Origin of the sequence: Lacinutrix neustonica (genome assembly GCF_026625145.1) — a bacterium.
Lineage (GTDB): Bacteria > Bacteroidota > Bacteroidia > Flavobacteriales > Flavobacteriaceae > Lacinutrix > Lacinutrix neustonica.
The window spans coordinates 3,701,645-3,715,525 of the sequence record NZ_CP113088.1; the positions used below are offsets into that span (position 1 = coordinate 3,701,645).

Genomic DNA, 13,881 nt, shown 5'->3' on the forward strand with positions numbered 1-13,881 from the left:
AGATAATCTATAGTAGTGCAAATTTACGCAATAATAAAAAGCGGGGATTAAGCCTTTGTTAATTTGATGAAAAATTTAACTCGTCTTTAATCAAGTACCTCTTTTTATCTTGTCTGCTACGCAAAATAATTTCACCTAGAAATCCAGCAATAAAAAATTGAGAGCCTATGATCATTGTGGCTAATGCGATATAAAATTGAGGCCTTTGTGTTATTAATCGTCCCGATTGATGAAAAAAAGCTTTGTCTATCCCTAAGTAAGTAGAAAAAGCAAAACCAATGGCAAACATGATCACGCCCAACGCGCCAAATAAGTGCATGGGCCGTTTACCAAAACGTGAGATAAACCAAATGGTAATGAGGTCTAAAAAGCCATTGATAAAACGTTCCATTCCAAATTTGGTTTCACCATATTTTCCGGCTTGATGTTGTACTACTTGTTCGCCAATATTTGTAAAACCAGCATTTTTTGCTAGTACTGGAATATAACGATGCATTTCTCCATTAACATCTATATTTTTCACCACAGTATTGCTATACGCTTTGAGTCCGCAGTTAAAGTCGTTTAGCTTAACACCGGAGGTTTTACGGGCGGCCCAATTAAAAAGTTTAGAGGGCAAGTTTTTGGTGAATTTGTTATCGTAGCGCTTTTTCTTCCAGCCGGAAACCAAATCGAAATGCTCTTGCATGATTTTATTATAGAGTGATGGAATTTCCTCAGGATTATCTTGTAAATCCCCATCCATAGTAATAACAACATCGCCTTCAGCTTTAGCAAAACCAGCATGTAATGCTTGCGATTTACCAAAGTTTTTGAGCAAACGAATGCCTTTAACATTAGGGTCTTGTTGAGCTAAAGTTTCAATGGTTGTCCATGACGCATCGGTAGAGCCATCGTCAATAAATATAATTTCATAAGAAAAACGATTGGATTGCATAACCTTTGCAATCCAATCGTGTAATTCTATGAGTGATTCTTGTTCGTTAAGTAGTGGTATGACTACTGATATGTCCATAAATATGTTTGAAAATATATTTCAAATATAAAACTATTATGCGTTTTCACGGGTTTCTTTTCATGATTAAAGCAATTATAAGACCTATAATACTATAAAATATCACGTAGCCTACAAGACTCTTTAGAACATTGCCAATCGAAAACAAACTACCTTGTTGTTCTGAAGCTTCAACTACTGCGGCAATACTTTCTTCTGGCGCATTGAAATTTCTTAACATTTCTACTTGAGAGTTTAAAGCCATTTCTTTTAATTGTATGGCAGCTTCGGGTCTACAAAATTAAAAATCACAAATGAAATCACAGCGCTTATTGCGATACCTATCATTATAGTAATAAAATACGCTGTAAACGCATCTTTAAAAGTAATAAAACCTTCTTGTATTTTTTTCGCCTTGTATGTTGAGACAATACCAAAGGTGATTGTGATCGCAAAAAGAAGTATCCCAAAAGGAATGCTGGTAAATAATTCTAATTTTAAAGCATAGGCAAGAATGGTGGCCAAAGATAATATGCCTCCTAGGTATAGACCATAATTGGTTGCTGAAGATTTAAAAGAAGTTTCCATAATTTTTTAGTTTAGTTATTATTGGTTTATGATACTTGGTTAGTATCCAAATATAGAAAAACGTTACATTTTATTTCAACGAAAGTGTTAATCTTATTAATTTAGGAAGCGGTATTTCGATAAAGTAGAGTGTGTCAATATTAATTAAATTTATATATCTGCCCTAGAAAATTAGGGCAGATATATAGTAATCTTAAAAGAGTCTGTAAAAATTATTAAAAAAGTATTGGTGATTTATAAAATTTACCTAAATTTGCACCTCGAAAAACAGAATACATTTAAAGCATTTAGCGATGAAAAAAGATATACATCCGAGAAAATTATAGAGTAGTAGCATTTAAAGACATGTCTAATGAAGATGTTTTTTTAACAAAATCTACTGCAAATACAAACGAAACTTTAGAAGTTGAAGGTGTAGAGTATCCATTAGTAAAAATGGAAATTTCTAGAACTTCTCACCCGTTTTACACAGGGAAATCTAAATTAATTGATACTGCTGGACGTATTGATAAGTTCAAAAACAAATACGCGAAATTCAAAAAGTAATTTAGCGTTATATTATATTTAAAGCCTTTCAGTTTTACTGAAAGGCTTTTTTGTTTTCTGTAATTAAGTTACTTTTGACGTTATATAAAATGCGCTTAATATTGGCGCAGCCATTTTAAACTTTAAATTACAAATGAATTACATTCTCTTCGACGGGCCATCACGCAAACAATTACTGCCTTTTACTTATACGCGACCCGTTGCAGATATTCGCGTAGGTATTTTAACCATTCGCGAAAAATGGGAATATTTTCTACAGGCTACTACCACAACGGTTACTGAAGAATACTTATCTAATAAATGGCCAATGGTGGAGCTAGAGACCAACGTCATGATTAATGCATCGTTTTGTCCTACAGAATTGTTAGTAGAAAAAATTAAAGATTTAAAGGAGAATCAAGCTATTTTTAAAGGGGAAGATGTTATTGCTTTTTATACTAAAGAAGCACAAGAAGACATCGACTTATCTACCTATACAGCTATCGAATTTGAAGATGATATTCTTACTATTGAGCATACTTGGGATATTTTTGCCAAAAATGGAACAGCGATTACTCAGGATTTTGAATTATTAACTAAAGAGAGAACGTCGCAGCCTATACCAAAATCAAACAACGTTATCGCCCCGTAAAACATTTTTATAGAAGCGGGTGCCACCTTAGAATTTGTAACTCTAAATGCCAGTTCGGGCCCATTTATATTGGAGTAGAGGCAGAAATCATGGAGGGAAGTGTCATTCGTGGGCCTTTTGCATTATGTGAACATGCCACGGTAAAGTTAGGCTCTAAAATTTACGGACCAACCACGGTTGGACCACACAGTAAAGTAGGAGGGGAGGTTAATAATTCAGTGCTTTTTGGTTATTCCAATAAAGGACATGATGGGTTTTTAGGGAACTCAGTTATCGGTGAATGGTGTAATTTAGGAGCAGACACTAATAATTCAAACTTAAAAAACAACTATGCCGAAGTACGGCTTTGGGATTATGAAACCGAAGGTTTTGCAAAAACAGGATTACAGTTTTGTGGACTAATGATGGGTGATCATAGTAAATGTGGAATAAATACCATGTTTAATACCGGAACGGTGGTAGGGGTCTTTGCCAATATTTTCGGCAGTGGTTTTCCAAGAAATTTTGTACCGAGTTACAGTTGGGGTGGTAGTTACGGCTTTACGACCTACCTGACTAAAAAAGCTTTTGAAGTAGCAGAGGTCGTGATGTCAAGAAGAGAGATAGAGTTTTCTGAACAAGATAGATCTATTTTAGAACATGTTTTTGAAGAGACAAAACGATATAGGAGAGAATAATAGTACATTTGGAAACCAATATAAAAAATAGATTTATCTTGCAGTTCATAGAATCCGAATCTATATGAAAACGCTATTAACTAACCTCTCGGTATTTTACCATCTTTTTTTTTCTATGTCTTGTTTTAGATATCTTAGTTAAAATATATTTAGAGCCTGTCCCATATCGATATCTCACTAAAACTTTATTAATCACTTCATTGTTGATTTACTTTATAATAAATCATAATGAAACGAGTAGAAAAAAAGTGATTATGGTAGTGGCTGCTCTTGGTTGTTTTATAATTGGTGATTTATTTCTAATAACAATGGAGTCTAAGCCGCTTTTTATATGGGGTGTTTTCTTTTTTGCAATTGCCAAAGTTTTGTATTCCGTCCGGTTTTCAAATCACAGTGATTTTAAAATATACCAACTGCTCCCATTTTTATTATTTTGTTTTGCTTATATGTGCTCTGTTATGCTTCTAGTGTATGATAACTTAGAAGATTACTTTTTACCTACTTTGGGGTATTTATTTATAGTATTGATTGTTGCACAATTCGCTTATTTGAGAAGAAATGAAGTTAATAAAACAAGTTATTGGCTGGTTTTAATAGGAATTATGTTTTCCATGTTTTCAGATAGTATTACTTTGCTAAAGGAGTTCTATAGTCCTAATATTGCCTATCATCAAATTACGATCATGTTATTTTACGGACTATCTCAATATTTTATAATCGTTGGTATTATACAGGAAAATAATGAAACCATTAAAACAACACGTATTACAAATAATTAAAATGATAAGTTTATTGGGATATAACAAAAGGATGCGGCGTTTTCATGCCTCCTTTTTCGAATAGAAATTGATAACAATGATCTTAACGTATATGAGCTTTCTATTTAAAAACGTAACGGCCTTCTCTCTTTTGTTTATAACCATCATTTTGTTTGATGTTTATGTGAAACTTAACTTAGAAACGGTTCCATATCGTTTTATAAGTAAACCTCTAATTATTATTTCATTATTAACTTTCTATATATTTAATAATAAAGAGACTAGTAGACAAAACTTTAATTTCATGGCATTTGCACTTATTGTTTTTTCTATCGGGAATGTTTTATTAATTATTTATACACCAAAAATAGTTTATATCTCAGGATTATTGTTTTTTGTGGTGGGCAAAATTTTCTACATTTTACGCTTTTCTAATCAAAGAGATTTTACCTTAAGTAGACTAATCCCTTTTGTAATCATTTGTTTTTTTATATGATTGGAATCATGTATTTAATTACTAAAAATTTGAGCGATTTGTTTTTTCCAACCCTAATTTACTTGTTCTCAACCATATTAATGGGGTTGTTTGCTTTATTAAGAAAAAATGAGGTGAATAAAAAAAGTTATTATTTTGTTTGGTACGGTGTTATTGCAGCTCTTATTTGTGATAGTATTAGCGTGTTGCAAATATTTCAATCTTCTAAAATTTTGTATCCCAAAATAACATTGATTTTGTTTTATGCTATTTCACAATATTTAATAGTTAGAGGCATCTTAGAAGAAACGAATGTTTCGAAAACAGATTCAGTGACATGATGCTAACCTTATTTAAAGACAAAAAGGGATTTACGGTAATCTATTTTATAATTCTATTAATTGATATTGTTGTGAAACTCTACGCGGAAGATGTGCCTTTCCGGTATCTCTCAAAACCATTGGTAGTCGTTTTTTTAATGATTTATTATGTCTTAAATAATAATGAAACTTCTGTATGGCGTAAACGATTTATTTATATGGCCTTATTATGTTTTTTAATTGGAGATATTTTATTTATTGAAACTGAAATAACCCCTCTCTATATTACAGCCACATTACTATTTATAGTAGGGAAGTTGTTTTATGCTTTTCGATTTTCTAATCAAAGAGATTTTAGTTTGGTTACGCTTTTCCCCTTATTTAGTATTTGCTTTATATATATGATTGTTATTATGGCCCTTGTAATAAATAGTTTGGGAACTTTTTTTATGCCAACTTTAATCTATTTATTTGTTAGTTTAATTGTGGTCCTATTTGCCTTTCTCAGAAAAGAAGAAGTTATTTATAAAAGTTTTATTTTAGTTTTAATTGGTGTGATTGTGGCAATTTTTTCAGAAACAATCGTCTTAATAAAGTCTTTCTATAATCCAAATTTTCCCTATCACAATGTATTAATTATGTTATTCTATGGCGTTTCTCAATACCTCATTGTTTACGGTCTTGTAGAAGAGGTAAAGGTAAAAAGAAAGATTATAACTTCTTAACGTGTTTCAATTCCAATAAATTGATGGCGTTATTCCCTATGCCTGTAATCCCTTTTCGTGTAAACCGCACCACTTCATCATAATATAAAGGTATAATAGGAGTTTCACTCATAATCAAACTGTCCATTTTAGTGTAAAGACGAGCTCTTTTTGTGGGATTCGTTTCTGTAAAGGATTGTGTATAGAGCGTATCGAATAATTCATTTTTAAAGTGCGTATAATTTGGTCCATTTGGCGCAAAATTCTCACTGTAATAAAGCGATAAATAATTTTGAGCATCAGGGTAGTCTGCTACCCAACTCGCTCTAAATAAGTCTAGTTTTCCATTGGCTTTAGCACTTTTAAGTGTTGAGGGTGGTATAACATCTACGGTTACTTTCAATCCTTTTTTTTGAAGTTCACGTTGAATGTACTCGCAAAAATTAAGGTAATTGCTCGTGGTTGTTATGGTTAGCTCGGACTTGTATTGCCGAGACTCGGCCTTGTATTGGGCAATTAGTGCTTTGGCTTTTTTTGGATTATACTCAAAACCGATAGTAGCGTTATAGCCTGGTAAGCCCTTAGGTATAAAACCACCTGTAGCAGGAATGCCAATGCCGTTTCTTAAGTACGTCATCATTTTTTGTCTGTCAAACCCATAATTGATGGCCCGTCTTAGTAATTTAGATTGTATTTCACTGGCTTGGGTATCCATAAAAAAAGCCAGATATTCTGTGTTTAAATAGGGCCCTCGAATCATGTTAATGTCTTTGGCATATTTCGCGCGCAAGTTACCTTGTGTTGTTAAAATATCATCTTGATAAGACGCGTCTAAGGAGTTTAAAAAATCTAAATTGCCTTGAATAAATTGTAAAAATTCACTTTGTTTATCTCGGTAAAAAAGTAATGGCAATGGCTTCCAAATAAGGCAAATGGTTACCTTTAACATCTGTTTCAAAATAATAATGATTTTTTCGAAGTACTAATTTAATGTTTTCTTCCCATCGTTTTAATTTAAATGGACCTGTACCAATAGCATTGGATCTAAAATCACTGCCGTAATGTTCTACAACTTCTTTGGGAACAACCGAGCAGTACTTCATTGTTAAAAGCCCTAGAAAAGCAGGAAAAGGTTGTTTCAATTTTATATTGAAAACCGAGTCGCTTTCTGCCGAAAAACTTTGAACGCGATCCATAACCCAACGTCCAGGAGAAGCCACGGCTTTATCGATTAGCCGGTTCAAACTATATTCAAAATCGGATGCTCTAACCGTTCTAGTAGAATCTTTTCCTAATAATGGATGCTTATGAAAAAACACGTCATTTCTCAGCGAGAAAGAATAGGTGAGACCGTCTTCAGAAACAGTCCAGTCTTTTGCTATAGATGGTTGTACATTTAGGGCTTCATCCATTTGAACCAAACCATTAAACAGTTGATTGACTGCCCAAATATCAGCATTGTCTTTTGCGAAAGCGGGATCTAAAGACCCAATATTTTTGTGTTCATTATATCTAAAAACCTGTTTGTCTGTAGTTGAATTGTTATCGCTTCCACAAGAAAAAAGTAAAACTAAAAAGCAAACTACTGAATAGTAGCAGCTTAGGGGTTTATGTTCGTTGTTCTTCAATTTCACCATTTTATAATTAAATTGTAAATTTGCCTTTCCATAAGAAAATTGTATTACGGTAAATATAAAGAGATTTCTGCCTGTAGGAAAATGATAAAACTATAAAATGAATAAAAAAGTCGCCTTTTATACTTTGGGTTGTAAGCTGAATTTTTCTGAAACATCAACCATTGCCGGAGGTTTTACAACCGAAGGTTTTGATCGGGTGGATTTTTCTGAACCTGCAGATATTTATGTTATTAATACCTGTTCGGTAACTGAAAATGCAGATAAGCGTTTTAAAACCATAGTAAAGCAGGCCCAAAAAGCCAACCCGAAGCGTTTGTGGCTGCCATAGGCTGTTATGCGCAATTAAAACCACAAGAATTGGCAGATGTGGATGGCGTAGACTTAGTACTTGGCGCTACAGAAAAATTTAAAATCACCAGCTACCTAAACGATTTATCGAAAAACGATTTTGGAGAGGTACATTCCTGTGATATTAACGATGCCGATTTTTATGTAGGAAGTTATTCTATTGGCGATAGAACGCGCGCATTTTTAAAAGTACAAGATGGTTGCGATTATAAATGTACGTATTGCACCATTCCATTAGCTCGTGGTATTTCAAGAAGTGATGCGTTAGAAAATGTATTACAGAATGCTAAAGAAATTTCGGAAAAAGGCATAAAAGAGATCGTTTTAACGGGAGTAAATATCGGTGATTATGGTAAAGGTGAATTTGGTAATAAAAGACATGAGCATACCTTTTATGAATTGGTACAGGCGTTAGACACTGTTAAGGGTATTGATCGTTTACGTATTTCTTCTATAGAACCCAATTTATTAAAGAATGAGACCATTGATTTTGTGGCAAAAAGTAGAACCTTTGTGCCGCATTTTCATATTCCATTACAAAGTGGGAGTAATACTATTTTAAAACTGATGAAGCGCCGCTACATGAGCGAATTGTACGTGGATCGTGTGAGTAGAATTAAAGAAGTTATGCCACATGCCTGCATTGGGGTGGATGTCATTGTAGGTTTTCCAGGAGAAACAGAGGATGAATTTTTAACAACCTATAACTTTTTAAATAACTTAGACATTTCATATTTACATGTGTTTACATATTCTGAAAGAGAGAATACCGCGGCAACAGAAATGGAGGGTGTGGTTCCTAAAAAAATCAGAGCGAAACGCAGTAAAATGTTACGTGGTTTAAGTGCCAAAAAACGTCGTGCCTTCTATGAAAATCAAATTGGCAGTACTCGAACGGTTCTCTTTGAAGCAGATAATAAATCAGGATATATTCATGGTTTTACAGAAAATTATGTCAAAGTGAAAGCGCCATGGAACCCTGAATTGGTAAATACATTACAAGAGGTAACATTAACCAAAATTGATGATGATGGAACGGTACGTTTTGAATTTACTAAAGTATTCGCATAAAAAAAAGCTGAAAACTATAGTCTTCAGCTTTTCTTAGTTTTACTCTATTTAGATTCTTAATCCAACAGGAAGTAAGCTTTTATACTGCCTATTACGTCTAATAAATTTAGCAATTTCTCGGACTGGTAGGCACCACGCTTAAACTGTCTCCTTCTTTAATATGTTCTAAAACTAATTTAAGGAAATCTGCTGTGAAGTTTTCGTCTTCAATACCTTCAGGAATAATAAGTTTGGTTAAGAAGATTTTTCGCTCTTGTAGAGAGTATTCAATTTTAGCGAAATGAGTTTCGGTTTTTAATTCAAATTGACGTAAAAACTCATTGTCAACTAATTCTGCTGCATCAATCATAATCATATTTTTTAATTTGTTATTGACATTCAAAGATAATGCCAACTATTTTATAGCTTTACACTTTGTAAAAGTACGAAAAATTATTAGTTAGAACTTTAAAAACTCTGTTAAATACTTATGAATCAAGAGGTAATACACGTTTATTTAATGCCAGGAATGGCCGCTAATCCTTCTATTTTTGATAATATTTCGTTGCCAAAAAATCAGTTTCAGGTTCATAAATTGCACTGGGAAATTCCTGTAAACAACGAAACCTTAGCCGATTACGCATTGAGGATGACAAAAAAAATAAAACATGAACAGGTGGTTTTATTGGGGGTTTCCTTTGGAGGAATATTAGTCCAGGAAATGAGTAAGCACATTGTATTACGTAAGCTTATTGTTGTCTCTAGCATCAAAACAAAAAATGAGCTACCAACACGATTTAAAATTCTAAAAGCGACTAAAGCTTATAAGCTACTACCCACGCAATTAGCAAGTAATCTCGACTTATTAGCCAAGTTTGCTTTTGGAGAGACCATAAAGAAGCGGGTGGAGCTCTATAAAAAATACCTTTCAGTAAATGATAAATACTATTTAGATTGGTCTATAGAGCAAGTCATCAATTGGAGTCAAAAAGAGATCATGCCGAAGCGATTCATATTCATGGTGATAAAGACTTGGTGTTTCCGCATCATTGTATTGGAGATTGCATCACTATAAAAGGCGGAACACATATTATGATAATAGACCGATATAAATGGTTTAATGCACATTTACCACAATTAATTTTAGAGTAAATTTATTGACTTTCAGTAAATTATTTCTAATTTTATAGAAAACTACAGGATAATGAAAATTTTAAAGAAAGGATTGATGTTGATGGGCTTACTTTGCTTGGCAGCCTTATTTATAAATGCGTTGCAACAAACGCCAACAAAAAACAAAATAAACGAAAATACAGAAAGCAAAAAGGAGAACGGATATAATGTTTATGCGCTTGAAGTACCGGATTATTTGAATTTTGCGGGTGAGCCTGTGCCTTTAAAAGATCCAGATATTTTAGAACGCATGGATAAAGAATTGTTAGTGAACACGTATTGGCAGTCTAATGGTTTATTGATGTTTAAGCGGGCACAAAAGTATTTTCCAATAATTGAACCTATTTTGGCAAAACAAGGTATTCCGAGATGATTTTAAATATTTAGCGGTAATAGAAAGCGGTCTAACAAATGCAAAGTCACCAGCAGGTGCGAGTGGTTTTTGGCAAATTATGAAAGCGACTGGGCAAGAAAATGGTTTAGAAGTCAATGATAATGTCGATGAACGGTATCATTTAGAAATGGCCACAGAAGTGGCTTGTAAATACCTTAAAAAATCGAAAGAAGAATTGGGGTCATGGACCTTGGCTGCGGCGGCATATAACGCCGGAAATTATGGTGTCTCAAGACGATTAGAGGCTCAGAAAGTAACAGGGTATTACGATTTGCTACTAGGAGAGGAAACGGGACGCTATGTGTTTAGGATTGTCGCTTTAAAAGAGATCTTAACACACCCGAGTAAATATGGGTTTAACTATAGCGAGAAAGATTTATATTCCACGATACCAACCTACAAAGTACCTGTTGATACAGTAGTTTCTGATTTCGCTCAATTTGCAAAAAGCTTTGGCATTAATTATAAAATTTTAAAAATTCATAACCCCTGGTTACGTGAAAACGAATTGAATAATAAATCAAGAAAGCAATATTATATCGATATTCCTAAAAAAGGATACTATTCTCTGCAGCATTAATGATAGATTTTATAAAGGACCATTGGTTTTATATAGCGATCGTAATCAATTATTTATTGGCGATTTCGGCGGTTATTACTATTTTATTTAGGAATACAAACCCTACAAAAATTCTGACCTACATTATTGTGTTGGTGTTTTTTCCCTTTTTAGGATTAGTAGTTTATTATTTATTCGGGCAAGAATACCGAAAGAATAAAATATTTAATAGAAAAAGTGTCCTCAATGAAAAGATTATAAAATCGCTAAATAATGAACTTGAGCATGATAAAAAGGAATTACAGGAATTAGAAGACGATTTCTTAAATGACAAAATAAGACTTGTAAAATTACTTCAGAAAAGTGATAAATCGCCGTTAACGCGATGTAATCATGTTGAGATTTTAAAAAATGGAGAAGTAAAATTCAAACGCTTGTTTGAAGATTTAAGAGCAGCAGAACAGCACATACACATTGAGTACTACATTATAAAAGATGATGACATAGGTGGTGAATTATTGAATATACTGTGCGATAAAGCAAAAGAAGGGCTTGAGGTTCGTTTGAGTGTTGATGATGTAGGCGCTAGTATTTACGGTAAAATGAAACAAAAGCTCAAAGAGAGTGGTGTTCAGTTTAATTCATTTATGCCCGTTCTTTTTCCAAAATTTACAGGTAAAATGAATTACCGAAACCATAGAAAAATTGCAGTAATAGATGGAGCTGTTGGGTATGTGGGAGGTATTAATGTTTCTGATAATTACGTAAATAAGCCAGTAGAGAGAACACTATTGGAGAGATACTCATACACGTATAGAGGGTGAGGCCGTTATTACTCTTCAAGTTCAGTTTTTAATGAATTGGAATTTTGTGTCAGACTCAAAAACCAAAATTTCGAAAACCTATTTTCCCAATAATCCATGTAACGGTGACGTGGCGGTACAAATAGCTGCTAGTGGTCCGAGACACGGATTGGGCAAATATAATGGACGTCATGTTTTCGGCGATTACCACGGCAGATGATTATATCTATATTACAACACCTTATTTTATACCAAATGATGAAATAATAATGGCTTTGCAAATTGCCTCTAAAAGTGGCCTGGATGTGCGACTACTAATTCCGGATAAAAGTGATTCTTGGATGGCAAAACACGCTACAAATTCATATTTACAACGTTTGTTTAATGCCAATATAAAGGTATATCGTTATACAAAAGGTTTTATTCATGCGAAGACCATGGTGGTAGACGATGTGTTTTCCACGATAGGTACTTCTAATTTAGATTATAGAAGTTTTAATATTAATTTCGAAATTAATGCTGTTTTTTACAATACCAAAGTGAGTAAAGAACTCAAAGCCATTTATCTCGACGATTTAGAAAATGCAACTTTAATAGATCCTGAAGCTTGGGGCAAGCGTTCAAATTTTGAAAAAACAAAGGAGGCCTATGCTAAATTGTGGGCTCCTTTATTATAATATAAATGAAAACAAAAATGGATTTACAAATGGTGTTCGTACTAATAATCATAGGATTATTAGCAGGTATTTTTAGTGGTATGTTCGGTATTGGTGGAGGTGTCGTTATGGTACCATTAATGGTTTTCGCATTGGGTTATTCGCAGCATCAAGCCCAAGGGACGAGTTTAGCTGTTTTGGCGGTACCAGTAACATTTCTTGCGGCCTACACGTACCATAAAACAGGAGAGCACCCAATTAATTTTAAATATGCACTAGTAATAGCGGCCTGTTTTGTTCTTGGGGGTTACTTAGGGACTAAAATTGCAGTGTCTATAAATGAAACGCTCTTAAAGAAGATTTTTAGTGTGCTACTGGCTGCCATAGCAATAAAAATGTTTTTCAGTAAATAAAAAAAGCTCACCATATGTAGTGAGCTTCAGAGTTTCGGTTTTTTAAATTCATTTATCGCTTTGAACCCCGGCGTTGTGCGCGCAGAGAACCCCCTTGTCCATAATGTTGATTTGGCATTTGAGCACGTTTCATATTCGCTTTCATTTCTTTAATCTGTTCTTTAAGCATGCCTTGTTTGTCTAACTTTTCGGCGTCCTTAATAAGAAGCGTGGCTTCTTGCTTTCTACGTTTAGAAAAAGCAATACCAGCTAAATTGAGTTTAGCCATGGCCATATCTTGATCCATACTTAAACCAAGTGTGACTGCTTTTTTGAAGAATTTTTCGGCAGCACTCATATCGGTTTGAGAGACCATAATACCTTGTAAATAATTATAATACCCTTGCTGCTTGGTTACTAATGCTGTTTCGGGCTTTTAATTTTATTCAACCAGTTTTGTGCACCGTGAAAATCTTGTTTTCTTAACCTCAAAAAAGCGAGTAAAATAAATTCGTTTTTAAAGTATAGAAACACAAAGATTAATGACAAGAAAATAAACATAATACCATTGCCAATATTGCCTTCAGTAAATTGCCAAATAGCGAGCGCTACAATTAGGCCTGCGATTATTAGTTTAAATATTTTATTATACATTTTAAAAGTTTTTATTAATTAGTTAAACACTTAGTGGTCTTCTAGCGTTTTATGAGTTATTTTAGAGTGCAAAGAAACTCATTTTTTCTGAAATATCAATTGTCCAAATCAGGTTTTGTCATGTGATTCAACCTTATTTTATAGTTAAAAGCAATAGTTTTAAGTGTATAACGAGTCTTGATAAAATATTTTTAAAATAAGGTTTGTGAAATAAAAAAGTCGTTGTATATTTGCGCTCAGTTTTAGGGAGGATACTTAATACTAAATTAGAAAAATTTACAATTCAGATTTTAAAAACATAAGAAAATGCCAAAAAGAACGTTTCAGCCATCAAAAAGAAAGAGAAGAAATAAACATGGTTTTAGAGAAAGAATGGCTTCTGCTAATGGTAGAAAGGTATTAGCTCGTAGAAGAGCAAAAGGAAGAAAAAAATTATCTGTTTCAACTGAAACTAGACATAAAAAATAATGATTAACAATTGTTAATATTTTAAAGGCGTTACTTAGGTGTAACGCCTTTTTT

The 13,881-nt window shown here is 33.3% G+C and carries 9 protein-coding genes and 9 pseudogenes; 13 read left to right on the forward strand and 5 right to left on the reverse strand.

Going from position 1 to position 13,881, the window contains the following annotated elements:
• Window positions 1-58 precede the first annotated feature (58 nt).
• Together N7U66_RS20065 and N7U66_RS22750 are read right to left on the reverse strand one after the other, a co-directional pair.
• Entirely contained in the window at window positions 59-1,015 is a 957-nt protein-coding gene (locus N7U66_RS20065; protein WP_267676660.1) for a glycosyltransferase family 2 protein, read from the reverse strand.
• 46 nt (window positions 1,016-1,061) lie between these two features.
• A pseudogene (locus tag N7U66_RS22750) lies at window positions 1,062-1,582 on the reverse strand (DUF4199 domain-containing protein).
• Between the two features lie 293 nt (window positions 1,583-1,875).
• On the opposite strand from N7U66_RS22750, the pseudogene N7U66_RS20080 reads away from it, so the two are divergent.
• The 6 genes and pseudogenes from N7U66_RS20080 to N7U66_RS20100 all read left to right on the forward strand — a co-directional run bounded on the left by N7U66_RS20080 (window position 1,876) and on the right by N7U66_RS20100 (window position 5,714).
• Window positions 1,876-2,128 (forward strand): annotated as a pseudogene (locus N7U66_RS20080) (type B 50S ribosomal protein L31).
• A gap of 133 nt (window positions 2,129-2,261) precedes the next feature.
• Window positions 2,262-3,436 (forward strand): annotated as a pseudogene (locus tag N7U66_RS20085) (GlmU family protein).
• 143 nt (window positions 3,437-3,579) lie between these two features.
• Window positions 3,580-4,215 (forward strand): lysoplasmalogenase, encoded by a 636-nt coding sequence (locus tag N7U66_RS20090; protein ID WP_267678564.1) that lies wholly within the window; start codon window positions 3,580-3,582, stop codon window positions 4,213-4,215.
• A 91-nt stretch (window positions 4,216-4,306) separates the two neighbouring features.
• Entirely contained in the window at window positions 4,307-4,690 is a 384-nt protein-coding gene (locus N7U66_RS22755; RefSeq protein ID WP_390886600.1) for a lysoplasmalogenase family protein, read from the forward strand.
• Window positions 4,675-5,010, forward strand: coding sequence for a lysoplasmalogenase family protein (locus N7U66_RS20095; RefSeq protein ID WP_313791324.1), 336 nt, complete (start codon window positions 4,675-4,677; stop codon window positions 5,008-5,010). Before N7U66_RS22755 ends, N7U66_RS20095 begins: the two co-directional genes overlap by 16 nt.
• On the forward strand, window positions 5,007-5,714 hold the full coding sequence (locus N7U66_RS20100; protein WP_267676664.1) for a lysoplasmalogenase: 708 nt from the start codon (window positions 5,007-5,009) through the stop codon (window positions 5,712-5,714). The genes N7U66_RS20095 and N7U66_RS20100 overlap by 4 nt, the downstream gene beginning before the upstream one ends.
• Here the strand turns inward: N7U66_RS20100 and N7U66_RS20105 are convergent.
• A pseudogene (locus tag N7U66_RS20105) lies at window positions 5,701-7,330 on the reverse strand (ABC transporter substrate-binding protein). The gene N7U66_RS20100 and the pseudogene N7U66_RS20105 overlap by 14 nt on opposite strands.
• A gap of 97 nt (window positions 7,331-7,427) precedes the next feature.
• Between N7U66_RS20105 and mtaB the strand changes: the two are divergent.
• Window positions 7,428-8,749, forward strand: a pseudogene (mtaB, locus tag N7U66_RS20110) (tRNA (N(6)-L-threonylcarbamoyladenosine(37)-C(2))-methylthiotransferase MtaB).
• A gap of 48 nt (window positions 8,750-8,797) precedes the next feature.
• On the opposite strand, the pseudogene N7U66_RS20115 reads toward mtaB, so the two are convergent.
• A pseudogene (locus N7U66_RS20115) lies at window positions 8,798-9,098 on the reverse strand (N-acetyltransferase).
• Window positions 9,099-9,218: 120 nt separating this feature from the next.
• On the opposite strand from N7U66_RS20115, the pseudogene N7U66_RS20120 reads away from it, so the two are divergent.
• The 5 genes and pseudogenes from N7U66_RS20120 (at window position 9,219) to N7U66_RS20140 (ending at window position 12,726) form a co-directional block, all read left to right on the forward strand.
• Window positions 9,219-9,880 (forward strand): annotated as a pseudogene (locus N7U66_RS20120) (alpha/beta hydrolase).
• A 52-nt stretch (window positions 9,881-9,932) separates the two neighbouring features.
• Window positions 9,933-10,875, forward strand: a pseudogene (locus tag N7U66_RS20125) (transglycosylase SLT domain-containing protein).
• Window positions 10,875-11,678 (forward strand): phospholipase D-like domain-containing protein, encoded by an 804-nt coding sequence (locus N7U66_RS20130; protein ID WP_267676665.1) that lies wholly within the window; start codon window positions 10,875-10,877, stop codon window positions 11,676-11,678. The pseudogene N7U66_RS20125 and the gene N7U66_RS20130 overlap by 1 nt, the downstream one beginning before the upstream one ends.
• A 131-nt stretch (window positions 11,679-11,809) precedes the next feature.
• Window positions 11,810-12,334, forward strand: coding sequence for a phospholipase D-like domain-containing protein (locus N7U66_RS20135; protein WP_267676666.1), 525 nt, complete (start codon window positions 11,810-11,812; stop codon window positions 12,332-12,334).
• Between the two features lie 5 nt (window positions 12,335-12,339).
• Window positions 12,340-12,726, forward strand: coding sequence for a sulfite exporter TauE/SafE family protein (locus N7U66_RS20140; RefSeq protein ID WP_267676667.1), 387 nt, complete (start codon window positions 12,340-12,342; stop codon window positions 12,724-12,726).
• Between the two features lie 52 nt (window positions 12,727-12,778).
• Here the strand turns inward: N7U66_RS20140 and N7U66_RS20145 are convergent.
• Window positions 12,779-13,359, reverse strand: a pseudogene (locus N7U66_RS20145) (DUF2892 domain-containing protein).
• Window positions 13,360-13,665: 306 nt separating this feature from the next.
• On the opposite strand from N7U66_RS20145, the gene rpmH reads away from it, so the two are divergent.
• Window positions 13,666-13,827 (forward strand): 50S ribosomal protein L34, encoded by a 162-nt coding sequence (gene rpmH, locus N7U66_RS20150; protein WP_034059443.1) that lies wholly within the window; start codon window positions 13,666-13,668, stop codon window positions 13,825-13,827.
• Window positions 13,828-13,881: the final 54 nt, after the last annotated feature.